17 protein-coding genes are annotated in these 13866 nt (G+C 72.3%); 9 read left to right on the top strand and 8 right to left on the bottom strand.

Features of this window, described 5'->3' with window-relative positions; translation table 11 throughout:
• Position 1: 1 nt before the first annotated feature.
• From GH723_RS11410 to GH723_RS11385, 6 genes are read right to left on the bottom strand one after another with little or no spacing between them, the layout of a single operon-like run.
• On the bottom strand, positions 2-226 hold the full coding sequence (locus GH723_RS11410) for a hypothetical protein (RefSeq protein WP_153759759.1): 225 nt from the start codon (positions 224-226) through the stop codon (positions 2-4).
• 28 nt (positions 227-254) lie between these two features.
• Complete coding sequence (locus GH723_RS11405; RefSeq protein WP_153759758.1) at positions 255-1154, bottom strand: type II secretion system F family protein; 900 nt, start codon at positions 1152-1154, stop codon at positions 255-257.
• Positions 1151-2032 carry a type II secretion system F family protein gene (locus tag GH723_RS11400; protein ID WP_153759757.1) on the bottom strand — a complete coding sequence of 294 codons (882 nt, stop codon included), beginning with the start codon at positions 2030-2032 and terminating at the stop codon, positions 1151-1153. The genes GH723_RS11405 and GH723_RS11400 overlap by 4 nt, the downstream gene beginning before the upstream one ends.
• Entirely contained in the window at positions 2029-3348 is a 1320-nt protein-coding gene (locus GH723_RS11395) for a CpaF family protein (RefSeq protein ID WP_153759756.1), read from the bottom strand. The genes GH723_RS11400 and GH723_RS11395 overlap by 4 nt, the downstream gene beginning before the upstream one ends.
• The gene (locus tag GH723_RS11390; RefSeq protein ID WP_153759755.1) at positions 3345-4649 is read right to left on the bottom strand and encodes a P-loop NTPase family protein; all 1305 of its coding nucleotides are present in this window, start codon (positions 4647-4649) and stop codon (positions 3345-3347) included. Before GH723_RS11390 ends, GH723_RS11395 begins: the two co-directional genes overlap by 4 nt.
• The gene (locus GH723_RS11385) at positions 4646-5398 is read right to left on the bottom strand and encodes an RcpC/CpaB family pilus assembly protein (RefSeq protein ID WP_153759754.1); all 753 of its coding nucleotides are present in this window, start codon (positions 5396-5398) and stop codon (positions 4646-4648) included. Before GH723_RS11385 ends, GH723_RS11390 begins: the two co-directional genes overlap by 4 nt.
• Positions 5399-5487: 89 nt before the next feature.
• Between GH723_RS11385 and GH723_RS11380 the strand changes: the two genes are divergently transcribed.
• Positions 5488-5745, top strand: coding sequence for a helix-turn-helix domain-containing protein (locus tag GH723_RS11380; RefSeq protein WP_195210262.1), 258 nt, complete (start codon positions 5488-5490; stop codon positions 5743-5745).
• Here GH723_RS11380 and GH723_RS11375 read toward each other — a convergent pair.
• Positions 5685-6341 carry a hypothetical protein gene (locus GH723_RS11375; RefSeq protein WP_153759752.1) on the bottom strand — a complete coding sequence of 219 codons (657 nt, stop codon included), beginning with the start codon at positions 6339-6341 and terminating at the stop codon, positions 5685-5687. The two genes, GH723_RS11380 and GH723_RS11375, sit on opposite strands and share 61 nt — an antisense overlap.
• 111 nt (positions 6342-6452) lie before the next feature.
• Here GH723_RS11375 and GH723_RS11370 point away from each other — a divergent pair, with 111 nt between their 5' ends.
• The 8 genes from GH723_RS11370 to GH723_RS11335 all read left to right on the top strand — a co-directional run bounded on the left by GH723_RS11370 (position 6453) and on the right by GH723_RS11335 (position 13161).
• Positions 6453-7433: a PhoH family protein gene (locus tag GH723_RS11370; RefSeq protein WP_153759751.1), complete on the top strand. Its 981-nt coding sequence runs from the start codon at positions 6453-6455 to the stop codon at positions 7431-7433.
• A gap of 5 nt (positions 7434-7438) precedes the next feature.
• On the top strand, positions 7439-8017 hold the full coding sequence (ybeY, locus tag GH723_RS11365; protein ID WP_229022793.1) for an rRNA maturation RNase YbeY: 579 nt from the start codon (positions 7439-7441) through the stop codon (positions 8015-8017).
• Positions 8014-9288: a hemolysin family protein gene (locus GH723_RS11360; RefSeq protein WP_153759750.1), complete on the top strand. Its 1275-nt coding sequence runs from the start codon at positions 8014-8016 to the stop codon at positions 9286-9288. Before ybeY ends, GH723_RS11360 begins: the two co-directional genes overlap by 4 nt.
• A 158-nt stretch (positions 9289-9446) precedes the next feature.
• Positions 9447-10103, top strand: coding sequence for a hypothetical protein (locus GH723_RS11355; RefSeq protein ID WP_153759749.1), 657 nt, complete (start codon positions 9447-9449; stop codon positions 10101-10103).
• 96 nt (positions 10104-10199) lie between these two features.
• Positions 10200-11432, top strand: coding sequence for an IS256 family transposase (locus GH723_RS11350; protein WP_153758818.1), 1233 nt, complete (start codon positions 10200-10202; stop codon positions 11430-11432).
• Between the two features lie 68 nt (positions 11433-11500).
• Positions 11501-11788, top strand: coding sequence for a hypothetical protein (locus GH723_RS11345; protein ID WP_153759748.1), 288 nt, complete (start codon positions 11501-11503; stop codon positions 11786-11788).
• 98 nt (positions 11789-11886) lie between these two features.
• Positions 11887-12723 (top strand): GTPase Era, encoded by an 837-nt coding sequence (gene era / locus GH723_RS11340; protein ID WP_229022792.1) that lies wholly within the window; start codon positions 11887-11889, stop codon positions 12721-12723.
• A gap of 30 nt (positions 12724-12753) precedes the next feature.
• Positions 12754-13161 (top strand): YybH family protein, encoded by a 408-nt coding sequence (locus tag GH723_RS11335; protein WP_153759746.1) that lies wholly within the window; start codon positions 12754-12756, stop codon positions 13159-13161.
• Between the two features lie 34 nt (positions 13162-13195).
• Here the strand turns inward: GH723_RS11335 and GH723_RS11330 are convergent, their stop codons facing one another.
• Positions 13196-13780: a hypothetical protein gene (locus tag GH723_RS11330; protein WP_153759745.1), complete on the bottom strand. Its 585-nt coding sequence runs from the start codon at positions 13778-13780 to the stop codon at positions 13196-13198.
• Positions 13781-13866: the final 86 nt, after the last annotated feature.

Here is a 13866-nt window from a genome sequence, read left to right as displayed (position 1 = left end):
GTCAGCGCCCGATCTGGTCGACCTGGTCACCGATGTTGGTCTCGGCGTCGCCCCAGATGGCGTCGAACCCCACCCACATCGCGGCGCCGAGGAACGCCATGATCAGGACGGCGATCGCGGCGGAGATGACGCCTTCGCCCCGGTCGTCGCCGAGCGCCGCAGCGACCCGTCGAGCGGGGGTCGAACGGGCGAGTCGGATCGAGAGGTGGGTGAGCAGCCCGATCATCGTGGGCTCCTTTCGTGAGGTGGACGGTTCACGAGGTGGTGAACAGGCGCATGGCGTCGAGGAAGGGGACGACGAGGAAGAGCGTCCCGGGGACGAGGGCGGCGACGGTCACCGGGATCCACACCTGCTGAGCGCGCCGCTCCATGGTCTCGACGAGGTCGCGCTGCGTGTCGCGCCGGATCGCCCGGGCCTCCTCGGAGATGAAGCGGCCGAGGTCGCCGGCCTCGCGGTTCAGGGCGAGGATGGCGACGAGCCGATCGACCGCGGGGACGCGCGCGGCGGCGGCCCACTCGCGCAGCGCCTCGATCTCGCCGGTCCCGTAGCGGATCCGGGCGCAGGCTCGACGCAGGTCCTCGGCGGACGGTCCGTGGCCGCGCTCGGCGAGTCGTCCGAGCGCGTTGCCGAGCGAGTAGCCGGCCGAGAGCAGCATGCCCAGCTGCTCGGCCACGACGGGCAGCTCGAGCACGAGTCGCCGTCGCCGGGTCGAGAGCGCCGTCGCCAGCTGCTGCTCGGGGATCAGAACGGCCAGCACGGGGAGGCCGAGCAGCAGGACGGCGGCGAGGGCCGGCGGTGGCCCCAACGTGACGGTGGCGGCGGCACCCGCGCCCAGAGCGGCGACGGACCACCCGATCTGGCGGACTCGGAAGGCCGTGGGATCGGCGGCGGAGTGCAGGCGATGCAGCCGGGTCGCGAGGTCGTCGTCGACGCCGACGGCGCGCGAGACTGCTGCGCCCGCCGATCGGGCGAGCGGCCCGACCACGTCCACGACGGACTCGACCGAGACGGAGCTGCGGGTCGAGGTGCGCGCGCTGCTCGGCGAGTAGGGCGACAGGCGATCGACCAGGCGGGCTCGTCGGAACCACCGGATCTCGGACAGCGCGAGCGCTCCGCCGACCCAGGCCACGACGAAGAGGAGGAGGGTCGTCACGAGAACACCCGCTCCGGCTCGGGGAGCTGCATGACGCGGCCTGCCCACCACCAGCACGCCGCGACGAGGCCGATGGCGACGAGGGCGACGGCCTGGCCGGCGGCCGACGCGTACGCCGCCCGGCCGTCGCCGACCTGCATGCCGGCCAGGGCCATCCCGACGGGGACGAGGACGACGAAGCGGCGGGCGAACCGCGCGCCCGCCTGCTTGGCGCGGGCGTCCTTGCGTCCCTGGAGGTCGAGGATGCGGTCCTCGACCAACGCCGCGAGGCGCTCGCCCACGTCGGAGCCCCCGAGGGCGTGCGCGACGAGGAGCGTCTCGCACACCACATCGGCCGTCGGGTCCGCCAGGCGGTCCTTGAGCACCGCTGTGGTGCGCTCGAAGTCCGTGGTCAGCAGCCACTCGCGGTGCGCCGCCTCGAACGCGGGGCGCATCTCGACCGGGCCCCGCTCGCCCACCTCGAAGAGCGCTTGGGGGATCGACCGGCCGAGGGACCCGACACGGAGCCGGATCTCCTCGATCAGGTGCGGCCACGCGTCGCGAGCGAGGTCGAGCCGGTGCTGGCGCCGCCGCCGGTAGGACGCGAACGGTGTGCCTGCGGCGAGGATGCCGGTGGCGACCGCCGGCGCGACGCCGCCGAGGAGCGCGCCCCCGACGGCTGCCGCAGCGAGACCCACCGCGATCGTGGCCGCGACGAACTGGGTGGTGCGCACATCGGCCAGCCCGGCCTGCACCAGCCACTCGTCCGGACGCACGCGCCGTGCTCGTCCTCGGTGGGCGGGGTGAGGTGCAGGACGGAGGCCGGTCCACCCGAACCACGTGGCGGTGACGAGGTAGAAGGTGCCGAGCGCGGCGGCCGAGGCGACGACCAGGGTCATCGTCCGTCCCCGTCGTCGAGGAGCTCGCGGACGGAGATGCCGGTGTCGGCCAGTGCCCGCGACGCGCGGACCGGGAGGTGGCCGGTCCACACCAGGCGATCGTCCTCCGGCCGCCGGTGGAACAGCTCGGTCGTGGTGAAGTGGCCCGCGTCGGCAGCCGCGGTGAGGTCCTCCACGGCGAGGATCGACGTGACGACGGGACCTCCGGGTCGCCTCGCGGAGTGCACCACCAGGTCGACCGCCTCGGTGACGAGGGCGGTGAGGCTGGCGACCGTCAGGTCGTGCCCGGTGTCGGAGAGCTGGGCGACGAACCGCAGGCGGGTCAGGGCCTGGCGCGACGACCCTGCGTGGATCGTGGTGAACCCCTTCACGCCGGACGACAGCGTGAGGAGGAGCGGCAGCGCCTCGCGATCGCGGACCTCGCCGACGATGGCGACGTCCGGCGCCATCCGCAGGAACCCGGCGACGAGCCGCCGGAGGTCGACCGCCGGGCGGTCGGCGCGGGCGGGGCGCGTCTGCATGCTCGCCACGTTCGCCACCGGGACGTCCGCTTCGAAGACCTCCTCGGCGATCACGACCCGCAGCGACGGATCGATCTCGGCGGCGCAGCAGGAGAGCAGGGTCGTCTTGCCCGCTCCCGGTGCGCCGGCGAACACGATCGACAGGCGGGAACGCACGCAGGCCGCGAGGAACGTCGCCGCCTGCTCAGAGAGCGTGCCGCGCTCGACGAGCTCCCGGAGGTCGGAGAACGGGACACCCGTGAACTTGCGGATGTTCACCATGACGTGGCCGCCGCGGCTGACGTCCCCGTGGACGATGTGGAGGCGGGCGCCGTCGTCGAGCTGCGCGTCCTGGAGCCCCTCGGTGGGGTCGAGCTTGCGGTGGGCGCCGGCCGACCCGTCGAGGATCTTGGTGAGCACCCGGATCACGTGCTCGTCGTCGTGGAAGACCTCGTCGTGGTAGCCGGAGTGCCCCCGGTGGCGCTTGACGAAGACCGCATCGGGGGCGTTGACCATGATCTCCCAGACGTCCTCGTCGGCGAGCAGCGGTCCGAGGGGGCCGAGGCCGGCGATGTTGCGCAGCGCCCGCTCGGCGACGCGTTCGGGGTCGGCGAGGGGGTGGTGACGGCGACCGCGCTCGTAGTCGTCCGCCCAGGTGGTGATCTCCTCGTTGACGAGCCGGCGCAGCGACGCCTCGGCATCGTGCCGATCGAGGTCGATCGCCAGGTCCTTGGCCCGCTCGGCGACCCGTCGTTCGATCTCGAGGAGCGGGCTGTCGCCCACGCCGGGCGCGGCCTCAGGTCGGGTGGTCGTCACGAGGCGTCGGTCTCCAGGTCGGCGTAGGTGCCGAGGCTCCCCGGCACGATGCGCTCCGGCACGTCGGACGTCGCCGCGCCGGATCGGGACGCCTCCGTCGTCACCGCCGACACCGTGTCGGCGAGCAGCCGCCCCAGCGGTGCGGGCCAGGCGCCGCCGCTGCGCACGAGGTCGTCCAGGCGTCGGCGCTCGGCGAGGAACGTGGGACTGGCCATCCCGTCGGCGCCATCGCCGACGAGGTGGGCGAACGTCGCGGTGATCTCGGAGCGGTGGCGGGGCGAGCGGCCGATGCGGTTGACGATCGGCACCATCCGCTCGGGCGGCACCCCGAACGCCAGCATCTCCCGTGCGAGTCGTGCGCCCCGATGGAGCCCGACGACGTCCGGTCGAAGGACGAGGAGCACGGCATCGGCCTCCCGAAGAGCGCTGCGGGCGAGGAGGTTCCGCTCCTCGACGTCGTGGGACCCGGTCTCCCTCTCACCCTCGACCTCGGGGTCGACGTCGACGACGACGTGGCGGTAGGCATGCCGCAGGCTGTGCAGCGCAGCCTGGACGGCGCGCGGCCGCAGGGCCGTCCAGTCGCGGTGGCGACGGAGACCGAGCAGGAGGTCGTACGGGCGTTCGGGGCTGCCGGCGAAGCAGGTGTGGCGGACCTCGGTGACGTCGGGGCGTCCCAGGCGGTGGGCGTCGACGAGCTCGGGGAGGCCGGGCACGACGTCGACCGTGTCGTGGAGGACGGCTTGGTCCGCGTCGAGGCAGAGGTCGGCCAGCAGGACCATCCGCGCGTCGCTCGCGGACGTGGCGAGTCCCTGAGCCAGGACGGCCGCCACCGTGGAGGCACCGGTGCCGCCAGTACCGGTCACCGCCACGAGCCGCCCCTGCCACGGTGGGAGAGGGGCGAGCGGTGCGTCCGTCGTGGTCGGGCCGGTGGACGCCACCGGGCGGGCGTGCTCGGCGAGGGCGGCGAGGAGCTGGTCGCGGTCGAAGTCGGAGGGGAGCACCGCACGTGCCCCGAGATCGACCCAGTCGCGCGAGGAGCGCGGATCGGCGACGACGATCGTCCCGGTCCCGGCGCGGGAGGCGACGTCGAGGAGGTCCCGATCGACGCCGGGAGAGGACGCGTCGACGACCAGCGCCGACCACCGACGTCCGCTCGCGAGGCGTGCCGCGACCTCCTCCGGCGTGAGGCACTTGACGAACTCGATGGGCAGGGCCGCCGAGGTCGCCCAGCGCGAGATCTCGCTGAACCAGGGAGCGCGTGGCCGGGCGAGGCCGAGGACGACGTAGCGCTCGGCGTTCACGAGTCCTGCGCCTCGGGGGCATCGCCGAGCGTGTACGGCTCGACCGCATCGCCCGGCGAGGCCGTCGTGGTGCGCACCACGTTGATCGACGCGACGTCGAGGGCGTGCGCGAGCGCGACGGTGTCGGCGCGCTCGTCGAGGGCCAGGGTGAGGATGACGGTGCGGGACCCGGCGATGCGGTCGTCGGAGGACTCGACCGCGATGACGTGGGCATCGCCGAGCACGAGTGTGGTCGTGGCGTCGGCCCCGTTGCCGTAGGTCGCCAGGACGTCGACGGTGTCCCCCGGCTCCACGCGGCCCGCGACGACCCGATGGGCGTCGAGGCGCAGCGAGACCTCACGCGCCGGCGCGGCCGCTCGCTGCTCGGGCGTGGAGGCGACGACGTCGCCGTCCTGGAGCAGCTCGCCGTCTGCGAGACGTGAGCGGCTGACCGTCCCTCGCAGCTCGTCGGGGTCGTCGAAGGTCGAGTCGAGCAGCTCCGCCGGGAGCGCCATCTCCACCACGCGGAGCGACGAGGGGCCGAGTGCCGTGCCCGGCTCGACCGTGCCGTCGGCCACGAGCACGGGGACGGTCGCGGGTCCGCTCCCCGAGGTGGCGATGACGACCGACCCGAGCGCCGCGCTCGCCACGAGGAGGCCGCCGACCACCGCGCGGCTCGAGGGCAAGGGACGTCGGGGACGGCCGTGGGCGCGTCGCGGCGCCGGCTCCTCCACATCGAGCGGCGTCCGCCGATCCTGCTCGGTGATCATCTCCACACCTTTGCATACTTCTCGTGGATGTTCAGCACCTTCCGATGCGATCCCTGTCGTGACCGGTCACGTTCGGTATGCTGCGCGGCATGACCGAGCAGATCCGCTGGCTCTCGACCAAGGAGGCCGCCGAGCGCCTCGGCATCACTCCGCGCACCCTGTACCGCTTCATCGACGAAGGGTCGCTGCCCGCCTACCGGTTCGGTCGGGTCATCCGCCTCCAGGAGGCCGAGGTCCTCGCCTTCATCGACTCCTGCCGGATCCCGCCCGGCTCGCTCGAGCACCTCTACCCCGAGCTCGTCGATGCCGGGAAGGACGCGTCGGCGACCGAGGACAGCCGGGCGTAGACGAGCGGCCCCCGGTCGGGCGGGCGCACCAGCGCCAGGTCCTGGCCCACGGCCACCAGGCGACCGGCCACCGTGCCGCCACCCCGGAGGCCCAGCGCGACGTCCACATCGCCGTCGACCAGGTGGCTCAGCAGGTCGGCCAGCGTCGTGTGGTCCCGTCCGGCCCGGTGGCCGATCGGATCGCCCTGCCGTCCGCTCGCACCGGGCACGGCCTGGACGGTGGCCACGGCGTCGATCGCGACCAGCGCGCGCGTGCGCTCGCACTCGAGCACCACCACCTCGGTGCTCGCGCCGCTCACCCGCCCCACGTGACGCGAACCGCCGAGCGTCGTCACCGCGATCGTGGTGCCCTGCTCGGCGTGGTCGACGAGCACGCCGGCGAGGGTGGCGTCGTCAGCCGCCTGGCGCCGGAGCCAGTGCTCACGCCGGCGGAGCTGGCTGGCGGCGTCGGCGCGCAGCTCGGCCGCCCAGCCGTCCACGGGCGCGTCAGCGTCGACGCCGGTCGACTGCTCGCTCTGCTCGCTTGGATGTGCCGCCGCGCCACGCCGTTGTCCGCCCGGTCCGCCGTCGTGGCGTGGCGGGAGGTGCTCCGCCACGGGCGCTGACGTTAGACCGTCGGGCCGTCAGCGATCCAGAGGCGTGTCCCGGTCCTCGCCGAACCCACCCTCGACGCGGCCGGATGCGGCGATACGCTGGCGCACCACACGATGAGCGCATCCACCCCCGACCACCAGGTGAAGATCAGCGTCCCGGGCAACCACCTCATGCCCGGGCTCCTCGGCGAGCACGACGAGCTGCTCCGCCTCGTCGAGAGCGCGTTCCCCGCGTCGGCCATCCACGTGCGGGGCAACGAGATCACCGCCATCGGCCCCGGCGCCGACGAGATCGGCCGGGTGTTCGAGGAGCTCGTCCTCCTGCTCGAATCGGGCCAGGCCCTCGAGTCCGGGAACGTGCGCCGCACCATCGACATGGTCCACGCCGACGAGCGCCCGTCGGAGGTCTTCGCCACCGAGGTCGTCCGCACCGCCCGGGGTCGCTCCATCCGCCCCAAGTCGAGCGGGCAGAAGCGCTACGTCGACGCCATCCGCGACAACGTCATCACCTTCGGCATCGGCCCCGCCGGCACCGGCAAGAGCTGGCTCGCCGTCGCCGCCGCCGTGCACGCGCTGCAGAACAAGCAGGTCGAGCGCATCATCCTCACCCGACCCGCGGTCGAGGCGGGGGAGCGGCTCGGCTTCCTCCCCGGCGACCTCATGGCCAAGGTCGACCCCTACCTGCGGCCCCTCTACGACGCCCTCTACGACATGGTCGACGCCGAGGGCGCACAGAAGTTGCTCGACCGGGCCACCGTCGAGGTCGCGCCGCTCGCGTTCATGCGCGGCCGCACGCTGAACCACAGCTTCATCATCCTCGACGAGGCGCAGAACACCACGCCCGAGCAGATGAAGATGTTCCTCACCCGCATCGGGTTCGGGTCGAAGGCCGTCATCACCGGCGACACCACCCAGGTCGACGTGCAGGGCGGCCGCTCCGGCCTCCACGGCCTCGAGCGGGTGCTGTCGGGCATCGAGGGCCTCGACTGGGTCAACCTCGACAGCCGCGACGTCGTCCGCCACCGCATCGTGCAGGACATCGTCGACGCCTACGAGCGCGCCGGCACCGACCGACCGCCCCAGACCAGGAGCTGACCCCTGTGAGCGAGCCCCCGAGTAGCGAGCCGTCGAGTACCGGGCGCCCACCGGGCTCCGACGTCGACGTGGTGGTCACCGACGAGCAGTCGGACCACGTCCTCGACCTCGACCGGTGGGCGCGACTCGCGGCCCACGCGCTCGCCTCCCGCGGCGTCACCCGCGGCGAGCTGTCGCTCACGTTCGTCGACGAAGAGGCGATCACCGGGCTCAACGCCGACCACATGGGCGAGGACGGCCCGACCGACGTCCTGTCGTTCCCGCTCGACGCCGACGCGCTCGACGCTGAGCCTCCGACGCCCGGCTCGCTCGCCTCCCAGCTGCCCACCCTCCTCGGCGACGTGGTCATCTGCCCCGCCGTGGCGGCCCGCAACGCCGCCGACCACGCGGCCGGTGCCGCCGAACCGCACCCCGGGCACCCCACCCACGACGGGTCGCTCGACGCAGAGCTCGCGCTGCTCGTCGTCCACGGGGTCCTCCACGTGCTCGGCCACGACCACGCCGAGCCCGACGAGACCGCGGCCATGCAGGCGGCCGAGCGCGAGATCCTCGCCGCCGTCGCCGCCGGGGAGGTGGCGTCGTGACCGATGGTGCGCTGCTCGGCATCGTGGCCGTCGTCGTCCTCGTGGGTTCGGCCTCGGTGCTCGCGATGGCGGAGACGAGCCTCACCCACCTCGGTCGGGCCCGCGCCCGTGCCCTCGAGGAGGAGGGCGCCAAGGGCGCCACTATGCTCAGCCGGCTCCTCGACAACCGCGAGCAGTACCTCAACCCCGTCCTGCTGCTCGTGCTCGTCTGCCACCTGGCGGCGGCCACGATCGTCGCCGTCCTCGTCGACCACCGGTGGGGGCTCCAGGGCGTCCTCATCGCCCTGGCCATCGAGATCGTCGTCGTGTTCGTCATCGCCGAGGCCGCACCGAAGACGTGGGCGCTCCAGTCGCCCAACCGGTCGGCCGTCGTCGCCGCGCCGGTCGTGCGGGCCCTCGCCGGATTCCCCCCGCTGCGTTGGATCACCGGCGGGCTCGTCGTCATCGCCCGGTTCCTCATCCCCGGGCGCACCCGCGCCCAGGGTCCGGCCGTGTCGGAGGAGGAGCTGCTCGCCTTCGCCGGCGTGGCCGCCGAGGCCGACGTCATCGACGAGGACGAGCAGGAGCTCATCGAGTCGATCATCGAGTTCGGCGACACGGTGGTGCGCGAGGTCATGGTCCCGCGCCCCGACATGATCACTGTCTCGGCCGACTTCCGCATCGCCGACGTCATGGAGATCGTGGTGATGAACGGCTACAGCCGCATCCCCGCCTACGGCGAGAACCTCGACGACGTCGTCGGCGTCGCCTACGCCAAGGACCTCATGCGCGCCGACCTCGACGAGCGGGCCGACGAGCCCGTCCGCACGGTGCTGCGTGAGGCCCACTTCGTCCCCGAGTCGAAGAAGGTGGCGTCGCTGCTGCGGGAGATGCAGAGCGAGCAGTTCCACATCGCGATCGTCGTCGACGAGTACGGCGCGGCCGCGGGCCTCGTCACCCTCGAGGACCTCATCGAGGAGCTGGTCGGCGAGATCGTCGACGAGTTCGACGTCGAGGACCCGATGATCGAGCCGCTGCCGGGCGGGGCGGTGCGGGTGAACGCCCGGCTCCCGCTCGACGAGCTCAACGAGCTGCTCCACGCCGAGCTGCCGCTCGGGGACTGGGACACGGTCGGTGGCCTGGTCTTCGACCTGCTCGGCCACGTGCCGGTCGAGGGCGAGACGGTCGAGGTCGAGGGCTACCGGTTGCGGGCCGAGAAGGTGCAGGGCCGCCGCATCGGGCGGGTGCGCGTCGAGCGAGCCCCCGTGCCCCAGCCCGCCGACGCCGAGTAGCCCCTTCCTCGTTCGCTGTCGCGCATCACCTCGCGGCTCTGTGAAGGATCTGACAGCGCTGAGCCGTCGGATCCTTCTCGAACCGTTGCTCGACCGACGAACGGCCGGTACGGTCCCTGCCCTTCCCCTTGCGACTCCGGATCGAAGGGGTGCCCATCATGGGAGAGATCGACCGCAGGGTCGGCGATCTCGCGGCGGAGCAGCACGGCGTGGTGACGAGGGCGCAGGTGCTCGAGCTCGGCGGCGACCGCGACCTCCCGTCGCGACGGGTCGCGTCCGGTCTCTGGCGACGAGCGGCGACGGGCGTCTTCGTCGTCAACGGCGTCCCGGCGTCGTTCGCGCAGCGGGTGCTCGTCGCCGTCCTCGCCGCCGGGCCCGGAGCGCTGGCATCGCATCGGACGGCGGCCGCGCTGTGGGGCTTCACGTCGGAGGCCGATCGGATCGAGGTGTCGATCCCGGCCGGACGCGTGCATCGAGGTGCGGGTGTCAGCGTCCACCGATCCCGTGACCTTGCCATCGCGGCGCCGGTCCGCCTGCGGGGGATCCCGGTCACCGGCGCGGCGCGAACGCTCCTCGACCTGGGTGCGGTGGCACCCGCGGCGGTGCGCCGGGCGGTCTGGACAGCGCTGCGCCAGCGCGCCACGGCGTGGGACGTGCTGCTGCGAACGCTCACCGCGCACGCGCGCCCGGGGCGTCGGGGCATCACCACCCTGCGTGCGGTGGTGGCGGAGCACTACGGCGAGCGGGTGACCGACAGCGTGACAGAGGATGTCGCCTACGAGATCCTCGTCGACTCGGGGGTTGGCGTCCCGTGAGGTGGTGTAGGTAGCGAGACGGTCCCCCCATGGGTTGGGCCATCGCGTGAGCCTTGGTGAGACCTGCGAAAGCACTCACTGGAAGGAACTCACGCGATGACCCATGACGATGATGCCCGAGTTGCTGACCTGCTGGCGCGTCTGGGCGATGGTGACAGCAAGGAGCTGTTCCGCCGGCTGCTCGAGGCGGGGATGCAGGAGTTGATCGACGCCGAGCTCACCGCCGCGATCGGTGCCGGCCCCCACGAGCGAACCGACAGCCGCACCAACCAGCGCAACGGCTCTCGGAGCCGACTGCTGTCCACGCCGGCGGGTGATGTGGAGCTGCGGATCCCCAAGGTGCGGGTCGGGTCGTTCTTCCCGTCGCTGCTCGAGCCGCGCCGGCGGGTCGACAAGGCGCTGTGGGGTGTGATCATGACCGCCTACACCACCGGCACCTCGACCCGGAAGGTCGACGATCTGGTCCAGGCGCTGGGGTGTGAGTCGGGGGTGTCGAAGTCGACGGTGTCGCGGATCTGCGCGGGGATCGACGAAGAGGTCGCCGTGTTCCGCACCCGACGCCTGGACCACGTCGAGTTCCCCTACCTGTACCTCGACGCCACCTACATCAAGGCCCGCATCAACCACCGGATCATCTCCCGGGCCGTCGTGGTCGCCACCGGTGTCACCGCCAATGGTGACCGCGAGGTCCTCGGTGTCGACGTCGGCGACAGCGAAGACGAGGTGTTCTGGACCGCGTTCCTCCGCGGCCTCAAGGACCGAGGCCTCAGCGGAGTGCGCCTCGTCATCTCCGACGCCCACGCCGGGCTGAAGGCGTCGATCCCACGAGTGCTCGCCGGCGCGTCCTGGCAGCGCTGCAAGGTGCATCTGATGCGCAACATCTTGGGCACCGTGCCCTCCGCGTCCAAAGACATGGTCGCCGCGACGGTCCGCACGATCTTCGCCCAGCCCTCCGCCGAGGGGTGCCGGGCCCAGCTGCATGAGGTCGTCGGGGTCCTCGAGGGTCAGTTCCCCAAGGCCGCCGCGATCTTGGAGGGCGCCGAAGCGGACGTGTTGGCCCACACCGCGTTCCCCCGGGCGCATTGGCGCAAGATCGCCTCCACGAACCCGCTCGAGCGGATCAACAAGGAGATCAAGCGCCGCAGCAACGTCGTCGGGATCTTCCCCGACGACGCCTCGGTCATCCGCCTCGTCGGCGCCGTCCTGCTCGACCAACACGACGACTGGGCCATCTCCGAACGCCGCTACCTCTCCGAAGAGAGCATGGCCGCCATCGATCCCGACCCCACGGAGGTGACCACGACGAACCCTGCGCTGCCAGCCGCGTAACCTCAGGCTGGCGAAGCCAAGGCTCACAGACCTACTTCCACCACTCCACGGGGCACGATCACTCGGGGATGGTCCCTCGCCCGGAGAAGCAGGTGCGCATCGTGTGCGCCGATGGGGTCCCGGTCACGGCCGATCACGGCTGGCCGGAGCACCGGGTGCTCCTCGAGGTCGTCGGTGTCGACCACCTCACCAACGAGGACCTCATGCACACCGACCTGCATCGTCGCAACCAGATCGAGCTCGCCGGCTACCGGTTGCTCGTCTACTCGGGTCGCATGCTCGCCGCACGTCCCGACCAGTTCGTCCTCGACGTGTCGCGCATGCTGCGCGCCGCCGGGTGGGACGGAACTCTCTGAAGGATCGTGCAGTGGATCGCTGTCGGATCCTTCGCGAAGCGGGCAGGCGGCGGAGCAAGGGCGGCGGGGTGTGTGGCGATCGGTGGCAGGCTGTGGGCGTGAGGTCCGGCTTCGTCACCATCGTGGGGCGCCCCAACGTGGGGAAGTCCACGCTGCTCAACCGCATCCTCGGGCAGAAGGTCACGATCGTGTCCGACAAGCCGCAGACGACCCGCAACGAGGTCCGGGGCGTGCTCAACCGCCCGGACGTGCAGATCGTGTTCGTCGACACGCCCGGCATCCACAAGCCCCGCACGCTCCTCGGCGAGCGGCTGAACGAGACGGCCGAGGGGGCGATCGGCGACGTCGACGCGGTGTGCCTGGTGATCGACGCCACCGCGCCGCTCGGCCCGGGCGACAAGTGGGTGGCGGCTCGCTGCCCGTCGGACGCGGTCGTGGTCGTGAACAAGGTCGACGTGGCGTCGCCGGAGCAGGTGATCGATCAGCTGGCCCGGGCGTCCGAGCTCGACTTCAGCGAGTACTTCCCGGTGTCGGCCACCACCGGCGACGGCGTCGACGCCCTGGTCGCCCATCTGATCGAGCGCATGCCCGAGGGCCCGCAGTACTACCCCGACGACATGGTCACCGACGTGCCCGAGGCGTTCTGGGTCGCCGAGCTGGTGAGGGAGCAGTTGCTGGCCGTCACCCGCGAGGAGCTGCCGCACTCGATCGCCACCCGGGTCACCGAGTGGGAGTGGCCCCGCATCCGAGTCGAGATCCTCGTCGAGCGCGACTCCCAGAAGGGGATCGTGATCGGGAAGAAGGGGTCGGTGCTGAAGGAGGTCGGCACGCGGGTGCGCGAGCAGCTGCCGCCCGGCGCGTTCATCGAGCTGTTCGTGAAGGTCGACAAGGACTGGCAGCGTCGCCCGAAGGCGCTCGAGCGGCTCGGGTACTGACCGCGGACCACGACACGAGGAGACGCAGCGATGGATGCCCACAGCGAGGCAGAGGCGCGTGACGAGATCGGGCGGCTCGTCGACCAGCTCAACGAGCAGCAGTTCGACGTCGAGGAGTTCCTCGCCCTCCACACCGACGACGTGATCATCGTGAACTTCGGTGGCCGGCGCGTCACCGGCAAGGACGCGCTGCGTGAGGCGATGAGCGCCGCGCTGGGTTCGTCGCTGGCCAAGGTCACGACGACGGTCGAGGTCCACGACGTCCACTTCGTGCGCCCGGACGTGGCGCTCGTCAACGCGACCAAGTACGTGTCCGACGAGCGGGACGGCGACGAGGCCTTCGCGTCGACCGGCAGCTCGACCTACGTCGTCACTCGCGACGAGCGCTCCGGCTGGCGGGTGGCGCTGGCGCAGACGACACCCGTCGCGGGCGCCTGATCGCCCGACCGACCGACCGACGAGAGGCAGCCCGTCAGCGGGTCGGCACCGGTTCGAGGCCCTCGAGCAGCTCGGCGACCGCGCAGGCGTCCCGGGCGCGGGCGAGCAGCGCCACGAACCCGTCGACCGCTGCGCGGTGGACGTCGGTCAGGTCCAGGTGCAGCAACGTCGTGCCGAGCATCTCGTCGAGGTGACCACCGATCCCAGCGGAGTCGACGCCGGACGCGTCGAGGGCCCGGCCCGCCTGCTCGGGGGAGAGCGTGGTGGCGACGAGCCCGACGACGCGGTCGGAGATGCGCGCCCTCACGACGTCGCCGTGGAGGACCTCGGCGTGGACGCCGGGGACGAACCGCACCTCGATGGCGCGAGCGTCGAGCCCGAGCAGTGCGAGCCGCCGGCCACGGGCGTGGGCCCGGATGGCCCGAGCCACGGCGTTGCGGAAGCCGCACGGCGAGGTCGTGCGCACGTCGGGTGGGAGGCAGTCGGCGGAGCCGTCGCCGTCGCCGGCGACGTGGAGGACCGGCGCCCCGTCGGCGAGGATGGTGAGGGACGAACCGGGCGTGGCGTGGACGAGGGTCGCAGCCCGGCGGAGGAGGTCGAAGTGGTGGTCGAGCAGCACAGCTGAGTACGTTAGGCAGCCCTAACGAGCGACGCAAGGTCGTCCGAGCCGAGCGGTCGCCCCGGCCGTGGGAACCTGTGGTCGGG

Source organism: Actinomarinicola tropica (assembly GCF_009650215.1).
Classification (GTDB): Bacteria; Actinomycetota; Acidimicrobiia; order Acidimicrobiales; family SKKL01; genus Actinomarinicola; species Actinomarinicola tropica.
This window is presented reverse-complemented; position numbering and strand designations above follow the sequence as displayed.